General features: G+C 65.3%; 21 protein-coding genes. 12 read left to right on the forward strand and 9 right to left on the reverse strand.

Features of this window, described 5'->3' with window-relative positions:
• Positions 1–73 precede the first annotated feature (73 nt).
• The 8 genes from BMI91_RS07070 (at position 74) to BMI91_RS20020 (ending at position 10,428) form a co-directional block, all read left to right on the forward strand.
• On the forward strand, positions 74–2,368 hold the full coding sequence (locus BMI91_RS07070; RefSeq protein WP_078604398.1) for a hypothetical protein: 2,295 nt from the start codon (positions 74–76) through the stop codon (positions 2,366–2,368).
• A 36-nt stretch (positions 2,369–2,404) separates the two neighbouring features.
• Positions 2,405–4,486 (forward strand): type I secretion system permease/ATPase, encoded by a 2,082-nt coding sequence (locus BMI91_RS07075; RefSeq protein ID WP_093476900.1) that lies wholly within the window; start codon positions 2,405–2,407, stop codon positions 4,484–4,486.
• On the forward strand, positions 4,483–5,835 hold the full coding sequence (locus BMI91_RS07080) for an HlyD family type I secretion periplasmic adaptor subunit (protein ID WP_078604399.1): 1,353 nt from the start codon (positions 4,483–4,485) through the stop codon (positions 5,833–5,835). Before BMI91_RS07075 ends, BMI91_RS07080 begins: the two co-directional genes overlap by 4 nt.
• A gap of 244 nt (positions 5,836–6,079) precedes the next feature.
• A complete protein-coding gene (locus tag BMI91_RS07085; protein WP_078604400.1) occupies positions 6,080–6,367 on the forward strand; it encodes a FeoA family protein in 288 nt (95 codons plus the stop codon).
• Entirely contained in the window at positions 6,364–8,271 is a 1,908-nt protein-coding gene (gene feoB, locus BMI91_RS07090) for a ferrous iron transporter B (protein WP_078540349.1), read from the forward strand. Before BMI91_RS07085 ends, feoB begins: the two co-directional genes overlap by 4 nt.
• Before the next feature lie 117 nt (positions 8,272–8,388).
• The gene (locus BMI91_RS07095) at positions 8,389–9,036 is read left to right on the forward strand and encodes a HupE/UreJ family protein (protein WP_078604401.1); all 648 of its coding nucleotides are present in this window, start codon (positions 8,389–8,391) and stop codon (positions 9,034–9,036) included.
• The gene (locus tag BMI91_RS20015; protein WP_158522113.1) at positions 9,026–9,826 is read left to right on the forward strand and encodes a hypothetical protein; all 801 of its coding nucleotides are present in this window, start codon (positions 9,026–9,028) and stop codon (positions 9,824–9,826) included. The genes BMI91_RS07095 and BMI91_RS20015 overlap by 11 nt, the downstream gene beginning before the upstream one ends.
• Complete coding sequence (locus BMI91_RS20020; protein WP_158522114.1) at positions 9,823–10,428, forward strand: DUF1007 family protein; 606 nt, start codon at positions 9,823–9,825, stop codon at positions 10,426–10,428. The genes BMI91_RS20015 and BMI91_RS20020 overlap by 4 nt, the downstream gene beginning before the upstream one ends.
• Before the next feature lie 94 nt (positions 10,429–10,522).
• On the opposite strand, the gene BMI91_RS07105 is transcribed toward BMI91_RS20020, so the two are convergent.
• Both BMI91_RS07105 and BMI91_RS07110 read right to left on the reverse strand, forming a co-directional pair.
• A complete protein-coding gene (locus BMI91_RS07105; protein ID WP_078544990.1) occupies positions 10,523–11,638 on the reverse strand; it encodes a CaiB/BaiF CoA transferase family protein in 1,116 nt (371 codons plus the stop codon).
• Positions 11,638–12,858 carry an acyl-CoA dehydrogenase gene (locus BMI91_RS07110; protein ID WP_078604402.1) on the reverse strand — a complete coding sequence of 407 codons (1,221 nt, stop codon included), beginning with the start codon at positions 12,856–12,858 and terminating at the stop codon, positions 11,638–11,640. The genes BMI91_RS07105 and BMI91_RS07110 overlap by 1 nt, the downstream gene beginning before the upstream one ends.
• Before the next feature lie 134 nt (positions 12,859–12,992).
• Between BMI91_RS07110 and BMI91_RS07115 the strand changes: the two genes are divergently transcribed.
• The gene (locus tag BMI91_RS07115; RefSeq protein ID WP_078604403.1) at positions 12,993–13,883 is read left to right on the forward strand and encodes a LysR substrate-binding domain-containing protein; all 891 of its coding nucleotides are present in this window, start codon (positions 12,993–12,995) and stop codon (positions 13,881–13,883) included.
• On the opposite strand, the gene BMI91_RS07120 is transcribed toward BMI91_RS07115, so the two are convergent.
• The 4 genes from BMI91_RS07120 to puuE form a co-directional block, all read right to left on the reverse strand.
• Positions 13,880–15,007 (reverse strand): zinc-dependent alcohol dehydrogenase family protein, encoded by a 1,128-nt coding sequence (locus BMI91_RS07120; RefSeq protein ID WP_078604404.1) that lies wholly within the window; start codon positions 15,005–15,007, stop codon positions 13,880–13,882. The genes BMI91_RS07115 and BMI91_RS07120 overlap by 4 nt on opposite strands.
• Before the next feature lie 77 nt (positions 15,008–15,084).
• Positions 15,085–15,573 (reverse strand): ureidoglycolate lyase, encoded by a 489-nt coding sequence (locus tag BMI91_RS07125; RefSeq protein ID WP_078604405.1) that lies wholly within the window; start codon positions 15,571–15,573, stop codon positions 15,085–15,087.
• A gap of 77 nt (positions 15,574–15,650) precedes the next feature.
• Entirely contained in the window at positions 15,651–16,484 is an 834-nt protein-coding gene (locus BMI91_RS07130) for a bifunctional allantoicase/(S)-ureidoglycine aminohydrolase (protein ID WP_078604406.1), read from the reverse strand.
• Complete coding sequence (gene puuE, locus BMI91_RS07135) at positions 16,484–17,899, reverse strand: allantoinase PuuE (protein WP_078604407.1); 1,416 nt, start codon at positions 17,897–17,899, stop codon at positions 16,484–16,486. The genes BMI91_RS07130 and puuE overlap by 1 nt, the downstream gene beginning before the upstream one ends.
• A gap of 196 nt (positions 17,900–18,095) precedes the next feature.
• On the opposite strand from puuE, the gene BMI91_RS07140 reads away from it, so the two are divergent.
• The gene (locus BMI91_RS07140; RefSeq protein ID WP_078604408.1) at positions 18,096–18,524 is read left to right on the forward strand and encodes a hypothetical protein; all 429 of its coding nucleotides are present in this window, start codon (positions 18,096–18,098) and stop codon (positions 18,522–18,524) included.
• Here the strand turns inward: BMI91_RS07140 and glpK are convergent.
• Together glpK and glpD are read right to left on the reverse strand one after the other, a co-directional pair.
• On the reverse strand, positions 18,518–20,008 hold the full coding sequence (glpK, locus tag BMI91_RS07145) for a glycerol kinase GlpK (protein WP_078604409.1): 1,491 nt from the start codon (positions 20,006–20,008) through the stop codon (positions 18,518–18,520). The genes BMI91_RS07140 and glpK overlap by 7 nt on opposite strands.
• A gap of 21 nt (positions 20,009–20,029) precedes the next feature.
• Positions 20,030–21,589 (reverse strand): glycerol-3-phosphate dehydrogenase, encoded by a 1,560-nt coding sequence (glpD, locus tag BMI91_RS07150; protein WP_078604410.1) that lies wholly within the window; start codon positions 21,587–21,589, stop codon positions 20,030–20,032.
• A gap of 314 nt (positions 21,590–21,903) precedes the next feature.
• On the opposite strand from glpD, the gene BMI91_RS07155 reads away from it, so the two are divergent.
• Positions 21,904–22,827: an aldose epimerase family protein gene (locus tag BMI91_RS07155; protein ID WP_078604411.1), complete on the forward strand. Its 924-nt coding sequence runs from the start codon at positions 21,904–21,906 to the stop codon at positions 22,825–22,827.
• 45 nt (positions 22,828–22,872) lie between these two features.
• On the opposite strand, the gene xylB is transcribed toward BMI91_RS07155, so the two are convergent.
• Positions 22,873–24,309, reverse strand: a complete 1,437-nt coding sequence (gene xylB, locus BMI91_RS07160) for a xylulokinase (protein ID WP_078604412.1) — start codon at positions 24,307–24,309, stop codon at positions 22,873–22,875.
• Between the two features lie 156 nt (positions 24,310–24,465).
• Here xylB and BMI91_RS07165 point away from each other — a divergent pair, with 156 nt between their 5' ends.
• Positions 24,466–25,494, forward strand: a complete 1,029-nt coding sequence (locus BMI91_RS07165; protein ID WP_078604413.1) for a sodium:calcium antiporter — start codon at positions 24,466–24,468, stop codon at positions 25,492–25,494.
• Positions 25,495–25,617 lie beyond the last annotated feature (123 nt).

The following is a 25,617-nucleotide window of genomic DNA, read 5'->3' on the forward strand; positions in this document are numbered from 1 at the left end:
GATGCGATGAACCGACAGTCTGACGACCCGCATCCAAGCGCGGGTCTCCAGCGTCATGAAGGGGGGAAGTAAGATGCTTGACCGGCAGACCGAAATCATCGCCCATTTCATCGGTGCCTTCAATCAGACGACCGAGACCTATGTCGCCCGACAGGAATACGACGCTTTCCGCGCGCTGCAGGCCTCCACGCCTGCTCCGGGGGTTTTGCTCTCCGTCACCGTCAACGTCGACTCGAATTACCTGCTCGGAGATTTCGATCCGTCGCTGCAGCTGAGACTGCCACTGGCGCCGCCGCCCGGCGCGCCCTGGCTGCCCTTCGTCGACGATTACCAGTTGCGCGACATCGCACCGCCCGGGTTACCGCCCGGCCAGTTCGCGATCCCGCCCTATGATTTTCCGCCAGTTCCGGTGCCGTTTCAGGTGTTCCTCGGAATGGCCCCGCCCTCGTCGGTGCTCCACATCACCTCGCAGATCAACACGCTGAACGATCATGACGTGCTCTACGACAAGCCCTTCATGATGCCGGCGGAGCTGATGGACGAATACGGCCCTGAAGCCTCCGCGTCGAAGCTGATGGCGCTGGCCGATTATGCCGATGCGCTGACGGTGAGCACCGCGCCTGTGGGCACGACCATCGAAGCGCAGACAGAGACGCTGATGGCCCAGATCGACGCGCTCGATCCCGAGGCCGTGCCCGGCGGCGCAACGGCTGCGATGTTCCGCAGCGAGACGATCTTCGCCGCGCCCACCGACACCGATGTGGAAGACGAAGCAGGAGCGGGCGCTTCCGATCCTGAAACCATGACCGAGCTGGAAAACGAAAGCCTCGAGGGCGGTGAAGCGGAGGCCTCCTCCCCCCTTCCGCCCGCCTTCTCCGGCCAAGTGGTGTTCGACGGGCAGCTCATGGACGAGATGCCCGAGACGCTGACGCTGCGGCTGGAAGCGCGCGATCCGTCTGAGGACGAGGACGCACCGTTTGGCGAAGGTGTGGTCGAGGTCGAGATCGACGGGATCGGCGGCGAAGACGGTGCGGCCGGGCTGGTCCAAAGCCCCGACATGCCCGTTGATCCGGCTGGCTTGGCGCTGGAAATCGTGCAGAGCCTGAGCACCGGCAACAACCTTCTGCTGAACCAGTCGCAGGCGGTGCATGACTGGCTCGATGCGCCGGTCATCGCAGTGGGCGGCTCTATGACCTCGCTCTCGGTGATCTCGCAGGTCAACGTGCTGCGCGACGTGGATATGAAGCTCGGACTGGGCCATCACGGCACCGGAAACAGCGCTGGCGGGAACGGCCTCGGAAACGCGGGGGGCTATGACCCGCTCGCCTCACAGGCTCACAACGTCGCAGTCTACACCCAAGAGGCCAATCCCGCGAACTTCCTCAATCTCGTCATGCCTGCTGGCAGCAGCCTGATCGCAATGACGGCAATTCGCGGCGACCTGATCATCGATAACCATACGACTCAGGTGAACGCGGTCTCCGACGGGGATCTGGTGAGCTTCGAATTCGGCTCCTATTCCGCCGAGATCGTGATGGGCGACAACTCGACCGTCAACTTGCAGCTGTTGCTGGAAATCGGTTCGCAGTTCGATCTGATCATGATCGGCGGCAACATGTACGAGATCGCGCAGCTCGAGCAGATCAACGTGCTGCTCGACGACGATCTGGTGATGAGCGGATCTGGCGGCGTCGGGCATGGCGGCGCGGGCCATGTGTCGAGCGAGGATAACTTGCTGTGGAACGAGGCGCATCTGACCAAGGTGGGCATCGACCAGTACATGGAGATGGACGCGCAATATCAGAGCGTCCTCGATCAGCTTGCCAAGATTTACGGCGGCCTCGGTCCGAACGCGGGCGAAGACGGTTCGATGCCTCCGGGCGCGGCCTTCGACGCGGTCGAAGGGCTTCTGGGCGATGAGCTTCTGGGCGGCCAGATGGCGCTGCGGGTGCTCTATATCGAGGGCGACCTCGTCATCCGGGACAACTTCACCCAGATCAACATTCTCGATGACGCCGACCTGATTTCGATCGACGGGCCGGGCGAGTTCGGCGTCGAGGCTGGCGGCAACACGCTTGGCAATGTCGCGTCGCTGACCGTCGCGGGCGTCGACAGCACGATCATGGCCGCCGATGGCGTCTATTCCGACGCGGTGATCTGGCAGGCGGGCATGATGGATGACGGGAGCGGTGATCCTCTGGGTCCGACGAGTTCCAGCGAAGGGGCGCTCGCCTCGGAGGCGGTCGCCTTCCTCGCGGACGGGATGATCGAGAACACGCCGAATTACGACGATGAGGAATTCCAGGTGCATCCGGGCTCCCACGGGGGAAGCGGGTCGCTCGATGCATTGCACACGGTTCTGGCCTGACGGGGGCGCGGAACTACACATACTAGGGGAACTTCGATGAAAGACAGGACTGACGACGCCGCCGGGGGGCAGGCGCACCGCCAAGATGGTCATGACGCGATGGCTCAGAACGAGGACCGGCCAGAGGTCGATCCGACAGACAAACGGCAGGCGGAAGCCACCACGGGAGACGGTCCCGAGGCGGAGACGCAAGCCGAAGAGACCGGCGCGGAGGGGACTGTCGAAACAGTCGCCGCCCGGACGGAGGGTGGTGCTGACACCCAAAAGGAGGCGGGTCGTGTCCCCGCGCAAAATGCCTCCGGCTCCCCACCGGCGCCACCCTCCACTCCAACCTTTCACAAGCGCCTCGGTCCGGTGGATTTCACCCGCACGCTGCATGACATGAAGAAGCGCCTGCGCGCGAACATTGCCTTCGTTGCTTTGATGACCTGCGCCACGAACATCTTGATCCTCGCGGTGCCGATCTACCTGTTCCAGATTTCCGACCGGGTCTTCACCTCGCGCTCGACCGATACGCTGGTGATGCTGACCATCGTGATCGTTGGGGCGATCGTGGTGCAGACGCTGCTCGACGCAGTGCGCAGGTTGGTGCTGATGCGCTCGGCGGTGGATGTGGCTGCCCGTCTGGGCGCGCCGGTTCTGTCGGCGGCGGCGCAGGCCTCGCTGCATTCCAACGGGCGCGAATATCAGGTTCTGGGCGATCTCAACGCGCTGCGGAGCTTCCTCGTATCTGGCACGCTTCTGTCCTTTCTGGACGTGCCCTTCACACCGATCTTCGTGCTCGCGGTTTTCCTGATCCACCCGCATCTCGGCACGATCGTGGTGATCACCGCGCTGATCCTGATGGTCTTCGCCTGGATCAACCAGAAGATCACCTCGGAAGGCTTCCGCCGCGCCAATATCGCGCAGACCAAGGCGAACCTTCATCTCGAGTCGATGTCGCGCAACAGCCAGATCATCAACGCGATGGCGATGATCCCCGAGGCCGTGTCGATCTGGGGCCGCGATACCGCCGCCTCGCTGCGCGCACAGACCGAGGCGCAGGACCGCAACGTCTTCACCGCCTCCGCCTCGCGGATGTTCCGCCTGTTCACCCAGATCGGGATGCTCGGCTGGGGCGCCTATCTCGCGCTCGACGGGCAGATCACCGGCGGTATGGTGATCGCCGCCTCGATCGTGGCGGGCCGCGCGCTCGCGCCGATCGAAGGGGCAATCGAGGGCTGGAACTCGTTTCTGCTGGCACGCGGCGCCTATGACCGCGTCGGCCAGCTTCTGGCTTCGGCCAAGACCCGTAACGACAAACTGCGCCTGCCCAAGGTCGAGGGGCGGCTCGATATCGAGCGTCTCCTCTATGTCCCGCAGGGCACCAAACATGTCGTACTCAACGCGCTGACCTTCTCGCTCGCGCCGGGCGATCAGCTGGCGATCATCGGCAATTCGGGCGCGGGCAAGACGACGCTCGGCAAGATGCTGGTGGGATCGGTTCTGCCGACCTCGGGGGCTGTGCGGCTGGATCTGATGGACATCCGCAACTGGGACCCGCGGCAATTCGGGGAATGCATCGGCTATCTGCCGCAGGACGTGCAGCTGTTCCCGGGCACGATCAAGCAGAACATCGCCCGGATGCGCGAGGATGCGAGCGACGCCGCAATCCACCGCGCCGCCGCGCTCGCCGATGTGCATGAGATGATCGCCTCGCTGCCGCAGGGCTACGAGACGGTCGTGGCCTCGGATGGCTCGCCGCTCTCGGGCGGACAGAAACAGCGGATCGGTCTGGCGCGTGCCTTCTTCGGCGATCCGAAATTCGTGGTGCTGGACGAGCCGAACTCGAACCTCGACACCCAAGGCGATGCGGCTCTCGTGCGCGCGCTCGGCCATGCGAAGGCGAACGGGATCACGGTGGTCGTGGTCACGCAAAAACCCTCGCTGCTCAGCGCGGTCGACAAGATCATGCTGCTCAATGACGGCAATATAGCGATGTTCGGCTGGCGCGATCAGATGCTGGCGGAACTGGAGCGGCGCAAGCAGGCCAAGACTCAACAGGTCCAGCAACAGCGCGCAGCGGCCCAACCCGCCACCACCGCCGCCAACGCACCCATGCAAGGAGCGCCGGCATGACACTCCTTCTGACCAACCCGATCCAATCTGCCGAAACCCGCGACTGGTCGACCGAGGTTCCGCGCAACATCAAGACGCTCGTCATCATCGGCCTGACGATCTTCGCGATGGCCTTCGGGGGCTTCGGCGTCTGGGCCTTCAGTGCGCCGCTCGCGGCGGCCGTGATGGCACCCGGCTCGTTCGTGGCCACGGGCCGCAACAAGATGATCCAGCACCTCGAGGGCGGGATCATCAAGGAGATCAACGTCTCCGAGGGCGATTTCGTCACGGCGGGACAACCGCTCCTGCGCCTCGACGAGACCTCGGCTCTGGCCAATGAACGCGCGCTGTTTCTGCGCCGTGCGCGACTGACTTCGATGGAGGCCCGGATTCAGGCCGAATATGACGGCTGGCGCGAACTGGTCTTCCCGGAATGGCTTCAAGAGGCCCGGCGCGATGCGGAGATCGCCGCGATGATGGACTCGCAGCGCCTCGCCTTCGAGGTGACACGGGCGAAAGTACAGAGCGAGCTGGACCTTCTGGCCCGCAATATCGCCGCCATGGAAAGCCGCGCGGAAGGCTATCGCGCGCAGCTGACCGCCACGGAGGCCCAGCGCGACCTGCTGGCCCAGGACCATGAGAGCAAGGCGAAACTCTACGAGAGCGGCCTGATCCGGCGGACCGAACTGAACGCCCTTCTGCGCGCTCTGGCCGATGCGGAAGGGCAGATCGGACGCCTCAAGGCGGAGATCGGCGAGAGCGAGGAGATGCGCGCGAAATATCAGGCGCAGACCACGCAGACGATCGAAACCCACAAGCAGGCCGCGCTCGACGAGTTGGAGACCGTGCAGGCGGAGCTGGATTCCGTGCGCGAACAAGAGCGCAAGGCCACCTCCATCCTGAAGCGCGTCGTGATCGACAGCCCCGTCTCGGGCACCGTGGTGCGGCTGAACTATTCCGGCGCGGGCGGCGTGATCGAGGCGGGCAAGGTGATCGCCGAGATTCTGCCCTCGGAAGCCCCGCTCATCATCGAGACGATGATCGCACGCACCGATATCGACGCGATCAAGGTTGGACAGGAGGCCTCGGTGCGGCTTTCGGCGCTCAACCAGCGCACGACGCCGATCCTGATCGGGGAGGTCTATTACATCTCCGCCGACGCGATCGTGGAGCGCTCGGGCGAGCATCCGCGCGAGGTCTATATCGCCCGCATCCGCCTGCCCGCCTCGGAGTTGCGCCGCGTGCCGGGCTTCGCGCCGATGCCCGGGATGCCGGTCGAAGTGATGATCCAGACCGCGTCGCGAACCTTCGCCCAATACATCGCGAAACCGGTAGTGGATTCGATGAACCGCGCTTTCCGCGAGCATTGAGGGGTCGATCCGGCGGAAAACCGGCCTGAAGGCGTCGCTCCCAAGGGGGCGGCGCCTTTCCATATGAAAACAATCTTTTCAGACACTTATCCTACAATTTAGAGTCCTTCTAAATTCCTGACTAAAATAATCGATCACGAAGGCGGGAAAATACCAGACTTCATTTGTCAGAGATCAATTTCCAGACTATCTCCAATCTGTAGGAAGCGAAGACCAACTCGCGACCCATCACGGAGGTGCCCTCATGAAGGCCAGCCCTATCGAGAACGAAACCTGCAAATGCGCGCTGCCGCTTGGCCAGTGCCGTCGTGGGTTCCGGGGCACTCTGGTATCGGTCTGCCCGCTCGCCGGGAATGACGGCTATGACGCGGACGAGTTGGAACTGCGCCTGCTGGAGCTTGGCTTCATCGAGGGCGCTTCGGTCCACATCCTTCACGAAGGGCCGTTCGGACACGATCCGATTGCGGTGCGCGTGAACGACACCACCGTCGCTCTGCGGCGTGCCGAGGCGATGGCCATCCTCGCGGAATGACGTCGGCACCTGCCATAAACCAGCCCAAAGCAGCCCAGACCGACCCCGACGCCCAGCCGATCGAGGCCGCGCTCGTCGGTGCGCCGAATTGCGGCAAGACGGCACTGTTCAACGCGATGACCGGCGCGACGCAGAAGGTCGGAAATTATTCCGGCGTGACCGTGGAGCGCAAAGTCGGCGTGGCCACCACGCCTGCGGGGCGCAAGTTCGCACTGATCGACCTGCCCGGCACCCATTCCTTGCGCGCCCGCTCCCCCGATGAGGAAGTGACCCGCGACGTACTGCTGGGCCAGCGGCCGGGCGAGCGTGTCCCCGACATGATCCTCGCCGTGGGCGACGCGACCAACCTGCGCGGTGCGCTGCGTCTGGTCTCGGAGCTCAAGAAGATCGGCCTGCCGATCGTGATGATCCTCAACATGATCGATATCGCGCGCCATCGCGGCTTGCAGATCGACCATGTGGCGCTGAGCGAGGAGCTGGGCATCCCGGTGATCCCCGCGACCGCCGTGCGCCGCGGCGGGCTGGACGAGCTGTGGTCCGCCGTGGACCCGATGCTGGAAGCCGGTCTCGACGCACCGCAACCGTCAAGCTGGGCTGTGCCGAGCACCCATGACATGCGGGTGTCGATGCGCGAGGCGGAACGGCTGGTGAAGACCCATGTGATCCAGCCGCCAGAGCCGGACACGGTCTCCGCCAAGATCGACCGCGTCGTGCTGCACCCGATCGCCGGGCCGATCATCCTGCTCGCAATCCTCTTCGTGATGTTTCAGGCAGTCTTCTCCTGGGCCGCGCCGTTCATGGATGCGATCGACTGGGCGTTTACCTCCGTTGGCGCGGCGGTGACGCAGCTGCTGCCGGACGGGCTGATCCAGAGCTTCATCGCGGACGGGCTGATCGCGGGCATCGGCTCGGTCATCATCTTCCTGCCGCAGATCCTGTTCACCTTCCTCTTCATCCTGCTGCTGGAAGATTTCGGCTACATGGCGCGAGCGGCCTTCCTGATGGACCGGATCATGGGCCGCGCCGGGCTGAACGGGCGCGCCTTCATCCCGCTTCTATCGAGCTTCGCCTGCGCGATCCCCGGCATCATGGCGGCGCGGGTGATCGACAACAAACGCGACCGGCTGACGACGATCCTCGTGGCGCCCCTGATGACCTGCTCGGCGCGCATTCCCGTCTATACGCTGATCATCGCAGCCTTCATCCCGAACACGAAAGTCCTCGGCGGGCTGAGCCTGCAGGGGCTGGTGATGTTCGGCCTCTATGCGGCGGGCGTCTTCTCGGTCCTCGCGGTGGCTTTCGTCGCGCGCTACCTTTTCGCACGCGAAGAGCGGTCGGCCCCGCTGATGCTTGACCTGCCCGACTACAAAACGCCGATCCTGCGCAATATCGCGCTAGGGCTTTACCAGCGTGCGCGGGTCTTCCTGCGCCGCGCGGGCACGGTGATCTTCTGGGCGATGGTCGTGATCTGGTTCCTGTCGACCTTCCCGATGGCCCCAGAAGGCGCGACGGAGCCCGCAATAAACTACTCCTTCGCCGCGATCATCGGCCATTTCGTCGCCCCGATCCTGCATCCGCTAGGCTTCGACTGGCATATCGCGGTGGCGCTGGTGCCGGGCATGGCCGCGCGCGAAGTCGCCGTGGCCGGGCTCGCGACGGTCTACGCGGTAGGCGGCGAGAACGGACTGATCCACACGCTCTCCGATCAATGGAGCCTCGGCACCGCGCTGGCGCTGCTGGCCTGGTATATCTTCGCGCCGCAATGCATCTCCACGCTGGCGGTGATCCGGCGCGAGGCAGGCTCGGCGAAATGGATGTGGGTCGCCGTGGTCTACATGTTCGCGCTGGCCTATCTCGCAGCCTTCGCGACCTATCAGATTTCCGCGCTGCTCGGCGCGGGCTGAGCCTCCAGCCAAGCCCCTTCAATCGATGGTGAGGCGCGGTGAGCCATTTGCCGCCTTGAGTTTCGCGTCCCGATCCGGAAGATGCCGCCCAACAATCACGGGACAGAGAACCATCGCATGATCCATCGCCGCCTTGCCGCCCTCGCGGGCCTCGTTGCCCTGATGCTGCCGCAGGTCGCCGCCGCCCATATCACCGCGACCGGCTCGGGCGGGTTCACCGCGGGGTTCGAGCATCCTCTCTCGGGCTATGACCATTTCCTCGCGATGTTCGCCGTGGGCCTCTGGGGCGCGCAGATGGGCGGGCGGCAGGTCTGGCAATTGCCGGTGACCTTTCCGCTGATCATGGTCGTGGGCGGCGTGATCGGCATTCTCGGCCTGCCGCTGCCGGGGATCGAGATCGGGATCGCGCTGTCGATCGTGGTCCTCGGCCTCGCCATCGCCGCCGGGTGGAAACCCTACGAATGGGTGGCGCTGGCGATCATCTCGGTCTTCGCGCTCTATCACGGCTATGCGCATGGCGCGGAACTGCCGCTGGCCGCCGACCCGGCGGATTTCGCGATCGGCTTCGTCTTGGCGACCGGGATGATCCACGTGATCGGCGTCGGCGTGGGGCTCCTGCTCGAGCCGATCCGGGGCGGGCAGCTCTCGCGCGGGCTGGGTGCGATCATCGCAGTGGTCGGGCTCGGCTTCCTTGCATTGGCGCTAGGTTACCTGCAATCTCAGCTCGGGTTCCTGCAAGGTGGGCTAAGCCTCTTTGGCCATTGATTTATCGCATAACCGTTCCGGCCTCGGCTGGCTGCGTCACCTCTGGGTGCTGGCCGGGCTGACGGCCCTGATCGTGCTGGCGGTGATCCCGCCCGCGGACCGCGGCGAGACCGGCGCATGGCTGATACGCGACGCGGTCGCGATCGAGCGGCTGTTCCCTCTGTTTGGCTTCGGGATCGCGCTGGCCTTGGTCGGGCGGCGCGCGGCGCTGATCGCGGCGCTCCTTTGGGCCATCGGGATCGCGCTCGGCTTCACCTTCCGCATCGAGCTGATGGCCGCGTTGCAACAACTCCCCGGCGCGATCACGCATCACTTCCTGACCATGCCGATCTCGGCCATCGCCATTGGTGCGACGCTCGCACTGGGGCGGTGGTCGCGGCCCGCGTTGATCGTGCCTGCGGGCTTTGTCCTGGGGGTGATGTATGCGCTCTCGGTGAAGCTGTCCGACCCGAGCTATGGCGGCAAACCGTGGGTCTTCTTCGCCGGGGTCGGGCTGGGCGTCTGGCTGATCGGTGCGGTCTATCTGGTGCTGCGCAGCTGGCAGGCGCGCTGGTTCGAGATCGCGGGCCGGATCGTCGGCAGCTGGCTGGTCGCGATCGGACTGCTCTATGGCGGGGTCGCGCTGATGGGCGGCAAGCTGAAGCCCAAGAATGCCGATCCCTCGACCGCGGCCTCCGAGAACGCGCCCGCCGCAGATGCCGCCGTGCCCGAGGCCGATGCTTTCCCCAGCTTCGGCGCGCCACCGCCCGCCGCCCCGCCCGGCAGCAAAAAACCGGATTTTCAGCCATGATCCGCCGCGCCGCACTCCGCCATGCCGCTTTCGCCCTCGCCGCCCTGATCGGGCTCGCGCCGGGATTGTCCGCAGCGCACCCGGAAGACGAAATCCTGATCCGCCTGCTCGTCGGCATGGAGAGCGGCAAGGTCACCCATATCGGCGAAAGCTGGACTTTCGATCCGACCGTTTCCGACTGGCTGATCCAGACCTTCGACAAGAATGGCGACGGGGCTTTCACCGGAGACGAGCTTGCCCCGCTGCAAGACGCGGCGAGGCAGAATTCGGAAGGCTCGTTCTTCTACACCCGGTTCTGGAAAGGGGCCGAGCAACTGCCCGATCCGCAGATCTACGGTTTTCAGGCGACGGTGAAGGATGGGGCCGTCACGATGGCCTTCGCGCTCGCCCTGCCCCAGGCCGAGAACCCGAACGATCTGCGCATCGAGATGTATGACCCCGAGAACCTGACCGGACTGGTGCCGGTGAAATCCAACCCGGTGGTGATCCGGGGCTTGGCCGACGGCGCGACCTGCGTGCCGAACGTGTCGGTCAATCAACCGGATGTGCATGGCGGACCGGACAATATCCCGATCGCGCTGACGCTGGCTTGTAACGGATGACGCCCGCACCCGCCGCGTGCAAAACGTAAGTCGGGAGGGGGCGCTGCCCCCGCGCTGACGCGCCCCCCGGGATATTTCCACCAAGAGGAAGAGGCTAGTCGGCCTTTAGCTTCGGGGCAGGTTTCGGATCGGCAAGCGGCGTGTCCGAAAAGCGGATCGGCGTGCGGATACCTGGGATGCCCTCGGCTTCGACGCGCATGCCACGGGCCTCAACCTGAGGGTCGGCGAAGACCTGATCGACGGAGTTGATCGGCCCCGCGGGGACCGTCGCCTTTTCGAGCGCGGCGAGCAGCTCGGCACGCGGCCATTGCGCGAGCGTAGGCAGAAGCGTCTCACGCATTGCCGCGCGATTGGCCACGCGGGCCTCATTGGTGGCGAAGTCCGGGTTGGTCGCAAGATCGAGGCCCAGCACTTCGCAAAGCCGCTGGAACTGCCCGTCATTTCCGACCGCGAGGATCAGGTCGCCATCCTTGGCGCTGACGACCTCGTAGGGCGCGATGTTGGGATGCGCATTGCCCAGACGCTGCGGCGCATTGCCGGTCGCGAGGAAGTTCATCCCCTGATTGGCGAGCACGCCCACTGCGCAATCCAGAAGCGCCATATCGACCAGTTGCCCGCGCCCGGTGCGCGCTCGCGCGGCCAACGCCGCCTGAATGCCGATCACCGCGTAAAGCCCGGTGAAGATGTCGGCGAAGGCGACGCCCACCTTCTGCGGCTGGCCTTGCGGGTCGCCGGTCAGGTCCATCCAGCCCGCCATGCCCTGTATCAGGAAGTCATAGCCCGCGCGGCTGGCATAGGGGCCGTCCTGCCCGAAACCGGTGATCGAGCAGTAGACGAGACGCGGATTGATCGCCGAAAGGCTCTCGTAATCGAGCCCGTATTTCTTGAGCCCGCCGAGCTTGAAGTTCTCGATCACCACATCGGCGTCTTTCACCAGATCGCGCACAATCTTCTGGCCTTCCTCGGTGCGAAAATCGGCCACGACCGAAATCTTCCCGCGATTGGTGGCGTGGAAATAGGCCGCCGAGCGCCCCTCCGGCCCGTCGCCTTCGCGCGCGATGAAGGGCGGACCCCAGCGGCGGGTATCGTCGCCCTCGGGCGCCTCGACCTTGATGACCTCGGCGCCCAGATCGGCCAGCACCTGACCGGCCCAGGGACCGGCCAGAATGCGCGCCAGCTCGACGACTTTCACACCTTCCAGCGGAGCCATCAGAAGAAGGCCTGCAGGCCCGTTTGCGCACGCCCCAGGATCAGCGCGTGGACGTCATGGGTGCCCTCGTAGGTGTTCACCGTCTCGAGGTTGACCATGTGGCGGATCACCTGAAACTCGCCCGAAATCCCGTTGCCGCCATGCATGTCGCGGGCCATCCGCGCGATATCCAGCGCCTTGCCACAATTGTTGCGCTTGATGAGCGAGATCATCTCGGGCGCGGCATCGGCTTCGTCCATCAGACGACCGACTTGCAGCGCGGCTTGCAGGCCCAGCGTGATCTCGGTCTGCATATCGGCGAGCTTCTTCTGGAACAGCTGCGTCTGCGCCAGCGGCTTTTTGAACTGCTTGCGATCGAGCCCGTATTGGCGCGCGGCGTGCCAGCAGAACTCGGCCGAGCCCATCACACCCCAGGCGATGCCGTAGCGTGCGCGGTTGAGACAGCCGAACGGACCCTTCAGCCCCTCGACATGCGGCAGCAGCGCGTCTTCCCCGACCTCGACGCCGTCCATGACGATCTCGCCGGTGATCGAGGCGCGCAGGCTCAGCTTCTGCCCGACCTTCGGCGCGCTCAGCCCCTTCATGCCCTTCTCCAGCACGAAGCCGCGGATCTTGCCGCCATGGGCTTCGGACTTCGCCCAGACGACGAAGACATCGGCGATCGGCGAGTTGGTGATCCACATTTTCGAGCCGGTGAGGCGGTAGCCGCCCTCGGTTTTCTCGGCGCGGGTCTTCATGCCCGCCGGGTCCGAACCCGCATCGGGTTCGGTCAGGCCGAAACAGCCGATCCACTCGCCCGAGGCCAGTTTCGGCAGGTATTTCTGGCGCTGCTCCTCCGAGCCATAGGCGTAGATCGGATACATCACGAGGCTGGATTGCACCGACATCATCGAGCGATAGCCGCTATCGACCCGCTCGATCTCGCGCGCGATCAGGCCGTAGGAGACATAGCCCGCGCCGATCCCGCCATATTCCTCGGGGATAGTCGCGCCCAAGAGGCCCATCTCGCCCATCTCGCGGAAGATCGAAGGGTCGGTGGTCTCACTCTCGAAGGCCTCGATCACGCGCGGCTGCAGCTTGTCCTGCGCATAGGCGCGGGCCGCATCGCGCAGCATCCGCTCGTCTTCGCTCAGCTGGGTTTCCAGACGCAGCGCGTCGTCCCAGGTGAACTTGCCCAGATCGGGGGCATCCTTGGCTTTGAGCATGGGGCGGTCGGTCATGGCGGGTCCTCGGAGGCTGTCTTTCGTTGCGTCGGACTCTAGGCATCGGGGCGCGCGGCGCAAACGATTAAATTTGCGAAGATGATGAGTTTTGCGCATGATCCAGCGAACCACAGCGGAGCACCCTCGCGACCATGCGCAAGAGCTATACCCCGACGATCAACGAGCTGCAGGCCTTCGCCGCCTGTGCGCGCTTGGGCACGACGACACGGGCGGCGGCGGAGCTGAACCTGACGCAATCCGCGGTGTCGCGTTCGCTCGGGACGTTGGAAGAGCGGCTGGGCGTGGCGCTGTTCGACCGGGTGCGCAAGCGGCTGTCTCTGTCGCCTGCGGGTCAGGTTTTTCTCGCGCAGGCAGAGGAAATTCTGGGCCAGATCGACCGGGCTGCGATGGGGGCGATGGCCTTTGGCGGCGCGCGGGCGGTGCTGCGCATGGCGGTGCTGCCGAGCTTTGCGCGCTCGTGGTTGATCCCGCGGCTGGCGGGCTTCGAAGCCGCGCAGCCGGAGGTGAGCCTCGATCTGAGCGCGCGGCTCTTGCCCATGGAGTTCGAGCATGAGCCTTTCGATTTGGCGATCATGCGCTCAAGGCATGAACCGGCAGGGGCGGAGGTCGAAAATCTGGTGGCGGAGGAGTTGATCGTCGTGGCCGCGCCGAACCTGATGGCGGGGCGTGCGGCGCTGGAAGATGACGCGCTACTGGCCTTGCCGTTGTTGCAGCAATCGACGCGCCCGACGCTCTGGCTCGACTGGTTTCGCGAAAGCGGGCGCGACGCGCGGCACATCCTGCGCGGCGCGCGGTTCGATCATTTCGACATGATCCTCGATGCGGCGAGCGCGGGGATGGGGCTGGGGCTGGTGCCCGCGATCATCGCCGAAGGGGCGCTGGCCTCGGGGCGGCTGGTCCAGGCGACGCCGCGCCGGTTTGCCACGGGCGAGAATTACGCGCTGATCCTGCCCGAGCGCGCGCGGGAGGCGCCGCATGTCAGCGCCTTCCGCGATTGGTTGCGGGCCGAGATCGGCGCTTAGTCGAAGACGATGACCTGCCGGATCGCCTCGCCCGCCGCAAGCCGCTCGAAACCTTCGTTGATGTCTTCGAGCTTGAGGCGATGGGTCATCAGATCGGGGATCGGCAGCTGCCCCTGCACCATCATCTGCGCGAAGCGCGGGATGTCGCGGACCGGCACGCAGGAGCCCATGTAAGAGCCTTTCAGCGCGTGCTCATTCGCGGTCAGCGACACGGCGGGGATTTTGAACTCCGCCTGCGGATTGGGCAGGCCCGCCGTGACGGTGGTGCCGCCGCGCCGGGTGATGGCATAGGCGAATTGCAGCGCCGGGGCCGCGCCAGCCAGTTCGACCGCGAGATCGACGCCGCCGCCGGTGAGATCGCGCAGCTTTTGCACTGCGCCCTCTTCGGTCGGGTCGATCGCATGGGTCGCACCCAGTTTCAGCGCGAGGTCGCGCTTGTCCTTGGCCAGATCGACGGCGACCACGGTGCGCGCGCCCGCCGCAACCGCGCCCAGAAGCCCCGCCAAGCCGACGCCGCCAAGGCCGATGATCGCGCAGCTTTGCCCGGTCTTCAGCCCGCCCGAGTTCAGCACCGCGCCGACGCCAGTCAGCACCGCGCAGCCCAGAAGGGCCGCCTGATCGAGCGGGATTGACTTGTCGATCTTCACGCAGGAGGCCTCGGAGACGACTGCGTAATCCGAGAAGGCCGACACGCCGATATGGTGGTTCACATGCTCGCCCGCGACCGAGATGCGTTTCGATCCGGTGATCAGGCTACCCTTGCCCGCCGCGACGGCGGCAGGCTCGCAAAGCGCAGGCCGCCCCTCGGCGCAGGGCACGCAATGGCCGCAGGACGGCGCGAAGACGAGCACGACGTGATCGCCCGGCGCGAAGCGAGTGACATACGGGCCGACCGCCTCGACCACGCCAGCCGCCTCATGGCCGAGCGCCACGGGCATGTCGCGCGGGCGATCGCCGTTGATGACGGACAGGTCGGAGTGGCACAGTCCCGCAGCCGACATCTTGATGAGCAGTTCGCCGGGACCGGGATCGTCCAGCTCGGCCTCGACGATCTCCAGCGGCTTGCTGTCGGAATAGGGGCGCGCTTTGCCCATTTCGCGCAGAAGTGCGATCCGCGTTTTCATTCTTGCTCCTCCCCAAAACGATTTGGCGCAGCTTGGGAAAGTTCGGCGGAAGTGTCCATGCCCCCTTTGACGAAGGGTCAGGCGGTGACGGTGAAGGGGGTGTCCAGCGGATGCTCTTCGAGGTTCGCGCTCTCGCCGATCCGATCGACCACGGCGAAGAGACCAGGCGCTGCGAGCGGCGTGAGCACCCCGTGCCAGGTGCCGCGATGGAGGTTGATCCCCTGCGCACCATTGGTGAGAAACGCGCGCGGCGTGCCGGGTTTACCATCCGCATCGGGGGCGACGATCACGAGGAACGGGTCCGCGCTCATCGGAATGAAGGCCTGCGAGCCTTCGGGATGCCGCTCCAGCAGATCGCAGAGATAGGGCAGCGCGCGCGGCTCTGCCTTGAAGATCGAAATACCGGCGCGACCGCCCGTCTCCGCCCCGAAATCGAGCTGTGCGCGGTCGTGATAGCGCCCGCAAAGCCCCGCATTGATGATCTTGTCGGGGTCGCCTGCGGCATCGAGTACATCACCGAAGGGCGCGAAGGCCTCGGGCGTGAGCCGTTCGGCTTTGATCTGCATCGCGGGCCTCCGGTTGCGCGGGAAAGAGACGGGGCGCTGCCCCCTCACCCCCGGGATATTTGGACCAAGCCGAAAGGTCAGCCCGGGAAAGGCGAGCCGAGCTTCGGGTGGCGGTTCACGTCCTTGTAGAGCAGGTAGCGGAACGGGCGGCGGCCCGCGGCGTAGCAGGCTTGCGGGCAGAAGGCGCGCAGCCACATGAAGTCGCCCTCTTCGACCTCAATCCAGTCCTGATTGAGCAGATAGACGCCCCGGCCCTGCAGCACGAAGATGCCGTGCTCCATCACGTGGGTTTCCGCGAAGGGGATGGTGCCGCCCGGCATGAAGGTCACGATATTGACGTGCATGTCGTGGCGCAGGTCGTTCGGATCGACGAAGCGCGAGGTCGACCAGTAGCCCGAGGTATTGGGCATCTCGAGCGGCAGCTTGTCCTGATCGGCGGTGACGAAGCTTTCGGGCGCGTCGATGCCGGGCACGCGCTCGTAGCGTTTGCGGACCCAGACGAAGGTGCCGGGCGTGTCCTGATCGTTGGCGACCGACCATTGCGCGCCCGGCGCGAGATAGGCGTAGCCGCCCGCGTCCAGCTCATGGCCGACGCCCTCGATCACGAGGCGGATGTGACCGGCGAGCACGAAGATCACGCTTTGGCCCTCGGGGTCGGGTTCGGGATTATCCGAGCCGCCGCCCGGCGCGACTTCGACGACCAGTTCGGCGAAGGTCTCGGCAAAGCCGGAGAGCGGACGGGCGAGCACCCAGGCGCGGGTATTCTGCCAGCCGGGCAGCAGCGAGATGGTGATGTCGGAGAGCACCCCGCGCGGGATCACCGCGTAGGAAGTGTTGAATTGCGCGCGCTCGCGGGCGCGCTGGTTCTGATCGGGCAAACCGCCCGTCGGGGCGTAATAGGTGTATTCCATCAAAGGTCCATGGCGTTCAGGCGATGCCACGCGATCCGCTCGACCTGTTTGCAGGCCTCACGGAATTCCGTCTCGCGGTCTTGGTCAAGCCGGCGGCGGAAGGCGTGGAGGATTGACGCCTTCGTATTGTCTTTTACGGCGATGATGAAGGGGAAACCGAATTTTTCGGTATAGGCGGTGTTGAGCCCCTCGAATGTGGCGCGCTCTTCATCGGTCAGCGCATCGAGCCCGGCGCTGGCTTGCTCGGATGTGCTCTCGGCGGTGAGGCGCTTGGCCTGAGCGAGTTTGCCTGCGAGATCGGGGTGCGCACTCAGCACGCCGAGGCGTTCGGCCTCCGAGGACGAGCGGAAGATGCGGGCCAGCGCCGAGGCCACGCCCTCGAGGCAATCATGCGCCGGGCCGAGTTCCAGATCGAAGGCACGCTGCGCGATCCAGGGCGAATGTTCGTAGATGCCGCCGAAGGCTTCGACGAAACGCTCCCGGCTCATTTGGCTCGGGCGTTCGCGGCGCGTGTGGGGGTGGGTCGCAGCCCAATGCGCGGCGATCTCTCCACGGGTCGCGAACCAGACGCCCTCATGCGAGAGCGCGTAATCGAGGAACCGCTTCAGCCCGGCGACTTTGCCGGGCCGCCCGATCAGCCGGTTGTGTAGGCCGACCGAGAACATCTTCGGCGCGCCGTCCAGCCCTTCGGCATAGAGCGTGTCGAAGCTGTCCTTGAGATACTGGAAAAACTGCTCGCCCTCGATATAGCCCGGCGCGGTGGCGAAGCGCATGTCATTGGCTTCCAACGTGTAGGGGATCACGAGCTGGTCGCGCGCGCCGACCTCGAGCCAATAGGGCAGATCGTCGTCATAGGTATCGGAGATCCAGTCGAAGCCGCCTTCTTCGGCAGTCAGCCGCACCGTGTTGGCCGAGCAGCGCCCGGTATACCAGCCGCGCGGACGCTCTCCGACGACTTCCGTATGCAAGCGGATCGCCTCGGCGATCTGGCGGCGTTCTTCGTCTTCCGCCATATCCTTGTGCTCGACCCATTTCAGGCCGTGTGAGGCGATTTCCCAGCCTGCCTCTTTCATCGCGGCAACCTGTTCGGGCGCGCGGGCCAGCGCGGTCGCGACGCCATAGATCGTCAGGGGCACGTTCAGCCCCGTGAACAGCCGGTGCAGCCGCCAGAAGCCTGCGCGCGCGCCGTATTCGTAGATCGACTCCATGTTCCAGTGCCGCTGACCGGGCCACTGCGCGGCGCCCGCGATATCGGACAGGAACGCCTCGGAGGCCGCGTCGCCATGCAGGACGTTGTTCTCGCCGCCCTCTTCGAAGTTCAGCACCATCGAGATCGCCACGCGCGCCTCGCCCGGCCAATGCGGATCGGGGGTCGTGCGGCCATAGCCGCGCAGGTCGCGGGGGTAGCGGGTCATTAGGTGGCTCCTGTCATCGGGTCGGATCGGGACAAGAAAGAGCAAAACGCGCGAAAGGGAAAGCCCTCTCTCGGCGTTGGAGAGGGCTTGGCAGGCGGGGCACAGAATCGTTGCGCGATTTGAGGGCCCTTGGCATGATTTCGGGCATCAAGACATTGCGTACCCTGCCCTTTCCGCTCTGCCCGGAGGCCCTCCCATGCGCCAATTACTTCGTCTTATCGCCATCATCCCCCTGCCGCTCATTGGATTTCCCGGCCTGTCAGCCGCACAGGACTGGACCCAGATTGCAGCCTACTCCGCCTTCATCGGCCCGCAGGATATGCGGAATTCGAAGGGCGCGGCCCTGAGATCTCTCGGTGCGGCCTTGCAGCAGGATCGGGCGAATTATCATCGCTTCGGGCTAAGGGATGCGCGCGACGAGTCCGATCCGGTCTTCGCGGATCGCGCCACGCGGGCGCGTATCCCCGCGATGGTCGAGGCGGGCGGCGATACGCGGGGCAGTTTCACGCAAATGGTCCGCGCGGGGCAGCCCTTCGGCGTCTATGTCTTCGTCTGCGGCTACGGGCGCACCCCGTCTGTGATCTATATCGCCAGTTGGGGCGAAGATCACTCGGGCTGCTACTGAGTGATCGAGATCGCCGCGGCGACCGCTTTCTTCCACTCGGCATACCGGGCTTCGCGGGTGGCCTTGTCCATCGCGGGGGCGAAGTTGCGATCGAGCGCCCAGCCCTTCGCGAACTCTTCCGGCTCGGGATAAATCCCCGCCTTGTAGCCCGCGAGCCATGCCGCGCCGAGTGCCGTTGTCTCCAGCACTTTTGGCCGATCGACAGGCGCGCCGAGGATGTCGGACAGGAACTGCATCGCCCAATCGGAGGCGGTCATCCCGCCATCGACGCGCAGGGTCGGGCGCGCGTCGTCGGACCAATCGGCCTGCATCGCCTCCAAGAGGTCGCGGGTCTGGAAGCCCACCGATTCCAGCGCCGCGCGGGCGAACTCGGCCGGGCCGGAGCTGCGGGTCAGGCCGAAGACCGCGCCGCGGCAGTCGGGGTTCCAGTAAGGCGCGCCGAGGCCGGTGAAGGCGGGCACGATGATCACGTCCTGCTCGGGGTCGGACTGCTCGGCCAGCGCCTGGGTCTGATCGGCGGCTTCGATGATCTTCAGCCCGTCGCGCAGCCATTGCACCACGGCCCCCGCGACGAAGATCGAGCCTTCGAGCGCGTAGGTGACCTTGCCATCAAGTTGATAGGCGATGGTCGTCAGCAGGCGGTTCTCCGAGCGCACCATCTGATCGCCGGTATTGAGAAGCGCGAAACATCCGGTGCCATAAGTCGATTTCAGCATCCCCGGCTTGAAGCAGGCCTGCCCCACGGTCGCGGCCTGCTGGTCGCCCGCGACGCCGAGGATCGGGATTTCCGCGCCGAACAGGTCGGACTGCGTCACGCCAAACTCCGCCGCGCAATCCTTCACCTCCGGCAGCATCTCCATCGGCACGCCGAGCTTGGCCGCGATGGTCGTCGACCAGCGGCCCTTGGCGATATCGTAGAGCATCGTGCGCGCGGCATTCGTGGCATCCGTCACATGCGATTTGCCGCCGGTCAGCTTCCAGATCAGCCAGCTGTCGATGGTTCCGAAGGCGAGCTTGCCCGCCTCGGCCTTCTCGCGCGCGCCGTCGACATTTTCCAGAAGCCAGCGCAGTTTCGTGGCCGAGAAATACGGGTCCACAATCAGCCCGGTGCGCGCGGTCACCGTGTCCTCGAACCCGTCCTCGCGCAGCGCGCGGCAGAATTCGGCGGTGCGGCGGTCCTGCCAGACGATGGCGTTATGGATCGGCTTTCCACTCTCGCGATCCCAGACCAGCGTCGTCTCGCGCTGGTTTGTGATGCCGATGCCGGAGATGTCGGAGGCCTTGATCCCGGCCTTCTCGATGGCAACGCCCACGGTCGCCAGAACGCTTTCCCAGATTTCCTCGGCATCATGCTCGACCCAGCCCGAGCGCGGGAAGTGCTGCGTGAATTCCTCCTGCGCGCTCGCCACGGGGTGCAGCGCATCGTCAAAGACGATCGCACGCGACGACGTGGTGCCTTGGTCGATTGCCAGAATATAGGTCATGGAGTCCTCCCGTTTCGCGCCTCAGGCCGCGTGCTCCTCCAGCCACGCGGCGACAGAGTTGACCTGATCGGCATCGAGCCGCAAGCCCAGCTTGGTGCGCCGCCAGATCACATCCTCGACCTTGCGCGCCCACTCCTTCTCGACGAGCCAGCGCAGCTCGGCCTCGGTCAGCGTGCCGCCGAAATCGCGGCCCAGATCGCCCAGCGCCTTGGCATCGCCGAGGATGTGCCAGGACTCGGTGCCGTAATGGCGGATCATCCGCTCGGCCCATTTGCGATCCACGAAGGGATAATCCTGCGAGAGCTTGGCGATCTTGGCGCCGACCTCTTCGGGGGCGAAATCGCCACCCGGCAGACGCGCGCCTTTCGTCCATTGACCGCCCATGCCGGGCAGATGCGGGCGCAGCTTGCCGAGCGCGTCTTCAGCCAAACGGCGATAGGTCGTGATCTTCCCGCCAAAGACGTGCAGCGCCGCGGGTTGGCCTGCGGGTGCATCGAGCGAGAGCACATATTCGCGCGTCGCCGCCGTGGCTGAACTGGCCCCGTCCTCGTAGAGCGGGCGCACGCCGGAATAGGTCCAGACGACATCGTCTGGCGTGACCTCTTCCTTGAAATACTCGGACGCGAAATCGCACAGGTAATCGCGCTCAGCCTCGGTGCATTCGGCGGCGAGCGGCGAGTCCTCATGGGCGGCCTCGGTGGTGCCGATCAAGGTGAAGTCCTGCTCATAGGGGATCGCGAAGATGATCCGCCCGTCCGCACCCTGGAAGAAGTAGCATTTGTCGTGATCGTAGAGTTTGCGCGTCACGATATGGCTGCCGCGCACGAGGCGGATATGTTCGCGGCTGGCGCTGCCCATCGTGCCTTTCAGGATCTGCTCGACCCACGGGCCACCGGCATTGACCACGGCGCGGGCCATATGTTCCTCGCGCCCGTTCGGGCCTTCGGTCACAATCACCCAATGGCCGCCGTCGCGATGCGCCTCGACCACCTTGGTCTGTACGCGAATGTCTGCGCCATGCGCCTCGGCGTCGCGAGCATTGAGCACGACGAGCCGGGCATCCTGCACCCAGCCATCGGAATATTCGAACGCATGGGTGAAGCTGTCCTTCAGCGGCGCGCCCTCCGGGGCATTGCGCAGGTCGAGCCGCTTGGTGCCCGGCAGCAGCCCCTGCCCGCCCAGATGGTCATAGAGGAACAGCCCCGAGCGGATCATCCAGGACGGGCGCTTGCCCTTCATCCACGGCATGACGGTGGAGAGCATTTTCGAGACGGGCGTATCGCTTTCGAAACGCATATCGGCGCTATAGGGCAGCACGAAGCGCATCGGCCACGAGATATGCGGCATTGCGCGGATCAGCACTTCGCGCTCGGACAGCGCCTCGCGGACCAGTTTGATCTCGAGATATTCGAGGTAGCGCAGCCCGCCGTGGAACAGCTTAGTCGAGGCCGAAGAGGTCGCCTGCGCTAGGTCGCCCATCTCGGCCAGACGCACCCGCAGGCCCCGTCCGGCCGCGTCGCGCGCGATTCCGCAGCCGTTCACCCCGCCGCCGATCACGAAGAGATCTACTGCTTGTGGCATTTTGCGTACTCCCGCTAGCGCCTGTCGCTTGTGCACCAAAAGGCGCGTTAACTTTCGTTATTGCCAGATATAATCAATTTTCGCGCAAAATCGAGCATGAATACCTCTGCACACAAGATTCCGCGTGCTCATCACGAAACTTTTAAGGAACAATTGCGTTGGGTATGATGTGGCTCGGGATGTGCAGCCCGCGCCCAAAGCGCTGAAAGTGGCGATGTAGCTAACTCGCCTCAGGTATTGATCGAGATTAAAGTCATAACGTGAAGAGAGGGTTACGCTAGGTTAGCCTCGTCGAGAAACGGACAGGACACAGCATGTTCGATCACGAATCAGAACTGGAGATCGGGCTTGCATCAGGGATGCTGGTGCGCATCGATCCAAAGGGCGCGCGACTGACAAGCGTTGTGCTGCCAAGCGACGACGGTCCGGTCGAGCTTCTCATCGGCCCCGACCCGAAACAGAAGACACGCGATTTCCACGGGGCGACGATCGGGCGCTATGCCAACCGCATCGCCGGAGCGCAATTCACGCTCGATGGCGAGCAGTTCCAGCTAGATGCGAACGAAGGTGGGAACTGCCTTCACGGCGGTGGCAAGGGGTTCGACCAATGCGACTGGACCGTTGTCGCGCATTGGATCAACGCGGCGACACTGCGGCTCGAAAGCCCGGATGGCGATCAGGGCTTCCCCGGAAATCTCGTCGCGGAGGTGAGCTTCGCGGTATCGGACCCAGAAACTTTGAGCATCACTTACCGCGCGTGCTGTGATCGCGCTTGCCCGGTGTCTCTGACCTCGCATGGGTATTTCAATCTCGCGGGCGGCGGCTCGATCGCCGATCACCGACTGAAGCTCAATGCCAAACAGGTTCTCGAGGTTGATGGCGAGAAACTCCCCGTAGGCGGGCCGCGCGACGTGGCTGGCACGCGCTTCGATTTCCGCGAACCGGCCCCGGCGCTGGGGCCCGATGGCGCGGGCTTCGACCACAATTTCTGCACCGGCTCCGGCGGGATGCGCGAGGTGGCGGTGTTGAGCGATCCGGCCTCCGGACGCAGCATGACCATGCTGAGCAACCAGCCCGGATTGCAGGTCTACACCGCGCCGTCCGGCGACAGCTTCAACGCGATCTGTCTGGAGCCGCAAGCGTGGCCCGATGCGCCCAATCACCCCGAGTTCCCCTCGGCGATCCTGCGACCGGGCGTGGAATATGTGAACCGGATCCGGCTGCAATTCTCGAGCTGATCTCCGCGACGCCGCGCCGATCGCTACCGCGCGGCGCGATGTAGATCAGGTCAAACCCCGCAGCGCAGCACCGGCCTGACGGTAGCGGTCGTAACCTTCGTCGAACGCCTCGCGCAACGCGGAGACCGGCTCGATCGTCGCGGCGATCTCGGGCGGGCTCGCGATATCCAGCCCACCGCCGGTCGCGGCCATCATCCCAAGCCTCGCCGCCCCGAACGCGCCGCCATAATCGCCCGCCACCGGCAGGGCGACGGGCGTGTCGAGCGCGGTCGCGATCGCCTCGCACCAATAGCGCGAGCGCGTACCGCCGCCGACGCCCAACAGCGTCTCGATCCGGGTGCCGGTGCCCGCCAGCGCATCGCGGCAGTCGCGTAGCGCGAAGCTCACCCCTTCCAGCACGGCCCGCGTGGTCGCGGCGCGATCGGTCGCGTGCTCAAGCCCGATGAACGCGCCGCGGATCGCCGCATCGTTGAGCGGCGTACGCTCTCCGCCGAGATAGGGCAGGAACCGCGCCTTGCCCGGCGCCTGCAGCGGGCCGAGGCCTTCGGTCAATTCCTTGGCGTCGCTTTCCAGAAGCCGCGCATACCAGTTCAGCGCGTCGGTCGCGGCCAGCACCACCCCCATCTGGTGCCATGTCTGCGGCAAGGCGTGGCAGAAACTGTGCACCGCGCTCGCCGCATCGGGGCGGTAGCCGTCATCGGCGGCGAACAGGACGCCCGAGGTGCCGAGCGAGACGAAGGCCTGCCCCGCCGCTACCACACCGACGCCCACGCCCGACGCCGCGTTGTCGCCACCGCCGCCCGCGACGACAACGCCCTCCGGCAGACCAAAGCGCGCCGCGATCTGCGGGCGCAGCGTACCGGAGACGTCCGAGCCCTCGACGAGGCGCGGCATCTGCTCGCGCCGCATCCCGGTCGCCGACAGAAGTGCATCCGACCAATCGCGCGCGCCGGTATCGAGCCAGCTCGTCCCGGCGGCGTCTGACATCTCCGAGACATGCTCCCCGGTCAGCCAGAGCCGCAGGTAGTCCTTCGGCAACAGCACCTTCGCCACTTTCGCGAAACGCTCCGGCTCGTGCTTGGCGAGCCAGACAAGTTTCGGCGCAGTAAAGCCGGGGAAGACGATATTGCCGCTGATCTCGCGGAATTGCGGATCCGCATCGAGCGCCGCCGCCTCGCGATAGGCGCGAGTGTCGTTCCACAGGATGCAGGGTCGTAGCACCTCGTCCTGCGCGTCGAGCAGCGTCGCGCCATGCATATGCCCCGACAGCCCGATCCCGCGCACCGCCGACAGATCGTGCTGCGCGAGCGAGCCGAGCACCGCCTCCATCGCCGCGATCCATTCGGCGGGATCCTGTTCCGACCAGCCCTCCTGCGGGCGCGAGACGGTGAGCGGATGCGTCGCCTCGGCAACCACGCGCTGCGCCTCGTCGATCAAGAGACCCTTCAGCCCCGATGTGCCCAGATCCAATCCGATAAACATGCTTGTCCTCCCGCGCGCTGATTGGCGCCGACACTAACGTCTCTGTTGGGCATGTCGACTCCCCAGCCCACTGCAGAGGCGCTCGGCCGTCGCGCACTTAACGGAACCGTGAGCGCGCTGCGCGGTTGCTTTTCGAACAATGTCCCCGGAGCCTTCATGATCGCCTCTCTTTCGACCCCGCTTCTGCTCGGCGTCTTCACCCTCGCCGGGCTGATCGTCGTCATCTCTTCCATCAAGGCGACCGGGCTGGCCGATGTGATCGCGGATCGCACGCGGATGGGCGAAGCGCTGGCGGGCGGGATCGTGCTGGGGGCCGCGACCTCGCTGTCGGGGATCGTCGTCTCGGTCTCGGTCGCCGCACAGGGCGATGCGAGCTTCGCCTTTTCCAATGCCGTGGGCGGGATCGCCGCGCAGACCTTCTTTCTGGCGCTCGCCGACATGCTGCACCGACGCGCCAATCTCGAACATTCCGCAGCAGAGCCTGCCAACCTTTTTCAGGCTGTGATGCTGATCGTGCTGCTGTCGATCCCGCTCGCCGCGACCGCCGCGCCCGACTTCGCGATCTGGGGGATCAGCCCGGCCTCGGTGGTGCTGTTCCTCGCCTATCTCGGCGGCACGAAACTCGCGACCCAAGTGTCGGAGACGCCGATGTGGAAACCGGTCGAAACCCGCGAGACACGCCGTGACGAGCCCGAAGACGAAGAGGAGGCGAACCGCTCGCCGCGCGGACCGATCCTCGTCTTCATGGGCCTAGTGGTCATCATGGGCTTCAGCGGATGGGTCATTTCGCAAGCCGGGCAGGAATTCGTCACTCGCTTCAGTCTCAGCTCGTCGCTGGTAGGCGCGCTGCTGACGGCGGTCGTGACCTCGCTGCCCGAACTGGTGACGACGCTGACGGCTGTCCGTCGCGGTGCGTTGCAACTGGCGATCGGCGGGATCATCGGCGGCAACACCTTCGACACGCTGTTCCTCGTCTTCTCCGACGGGGCCTATCGCGACGGCTCGCTGTATCACGCGGTCTCGATGTCGGACCTCTACTGGCTCGCGACGGGACTGATGATGACGGGCGTGCTGCTCGGCGGGTTGATCCTGCGCCAGAAGGACGGGCCGGCCCGGATCGGGATCGAGAGCCTCCTGCTGGTCGCGATCTACGCCTCGGCGGTGGTGCTGCAAGTCCTCGCCTGACCAAGAATTATTGCCCATAACGGGCGGATTCCCCAAATAGGCAATATACATTTGCCGCAGGGACCGTTATGCAGGCGCCTTCCGCACGGGCTGCCAGAGCAGAGCCGCCCGTCCCTTACGTCA

The organism is Thioclava sediminum, from assembly GCF_002020355.1.
In the GTDB taxonomy this organism is placed as follows: domain Bacteria; phylum Pseudomonadota; class Alphaproteobacteria; order Rhodobacterales; family Rhodobacteraceae; genus Thioclava; species Thioclava sediminum.

Coding starts and splice junctions, on each gene's coding strand:
- BMI91_RS07070 (WP_078604398.1), top strand. CDS start 74: ATGCTTGACCGGCAGACCGAAATCATCGCCCATTTCATCGGTGCCTTC.
- feoB (WP_078540349.1), top strand. CDS start 6,364: ATGACGTCGGCACCTGCCATAAACCAGCCCAAAGCAGCCCAGACCGAC.
- puuE (WP_078604407.1), bottom strand. CDS start 17,899: ATGACCCGCTACCCCCGCGACCTGCGCGGCTATGGCCGCACGACCCCC.
- BMI91_RS07085 (WP_078604400.1), top strand. CDS start 6,080: ATGAAGGCCAGCCCTATCGAGAACGAAACCTGCAAATGCGCGCTGCCG.
- BMI91_RS07095 (WP_078604401.1), top strand. CDS start 8,389: ATGATCCATCGCCGCCTTGCCGCCCTCGCGGGCCTCGTTGCCCTGATG.
- BMI91_RS07125 (WP_078604405.1), bottom strand. CDS start 15,573: ATGCAGATCAAAGCCGAACGGCTCACGCCCGAGGCCTTCGCGCCCTTC.
- BMI91_RS07115 (WP_078604403.1), top strand. CDS start 12,993: ATGCGCAAGAGCTATACCCCGACGATCAACGAGCTGCAGGCCTTCGCC.
- glpD (WP_078604410.1), bottom strand. CDS start 21,589: ATGCCACAAGCAGTAGATCTCTTCGTGATCGGCGGCGGGGTGAACGGC.
- BMI91_RS07120 (WP_078604404.1), bottom strand. CDS start 15,007: ATGAAAACGCGGATCGCACTTCTGCGCGAAATGGGCAAAGCGCGCCCC.
- BMI91_RS20020 (WP_158522114.1), top strand. CDS start 9,823: ATGATCCGCCGCGCCGCACTCCGCCATGCCGCTTTCGCCCTCGCCGCC.
- BMI91_RS07075 (WP_093476900.1), top strand. CDS start 2,405: ATGAAAGACAGGACTGACGACGCCGCCGGGGGGCAGGCGCACCGCCAA.
- BMI91_RS07110 (WP_078604402.1), bottom strand. CDS start 12,858: ATGACCGACCGCCCCATGCTCAAAGCCAAGGATGCCCCCGATCTGGGC.
- BMI91_RS07130 (WP_078604406.1), bottom strand. CDS start 16,484: ATGGAATACACCTATTACGCCCCGACGGGCGGTTTGCCCGATCAGAAC.
- BMI91_RS07080 (WP_078604399.1), top strand. CDS start 4,483: ATGACACTCCTTCTGACCAACCCGATCCAATCTGCCGAAACCCGCGAC.
- glpK (WP_078604409.1), bottom strand. CDS start 20,008: ATGACCTATATTCTGGCAATCGACCAAGGCACCACGTCGTCGCGTGCG.
- BMI91_RS07165 (WP_078604413.1), top strand. CDS start 24,466: ATGATCGCCTCTCTTTCGACCCCGCTTCTGCTCGGCGTCTTCACCCTC.
- BMI91_RS07140 (WP_078604408.1), top strand. CDS start 18,096: ATGCGCCAATTACTTCGTCTTATCGCCATCATCCCCCTGCCGCTCATT.
- BMI91_RS07105 (WP_078544990.1), bottom strand. CDS start 11,638: ATGGCTCCGCTGGAAGGTGTGAAAGTCGTCGAGCTGGCGCGCATTCTG.
- xylB (WP_078604412.1), bottom strand. CDS start 24,309: ATGTTTATCGGATTGGATCTGGGCACATCGGGGCTGAAGGGTCTCTTG.
- BMI91_RS07155 (WP_078604411.1), top strand. CDS start 21,904: ATGTTCGATCACGAATCAGAACTGGAGATCGGGCTTGCATCAGGGATG.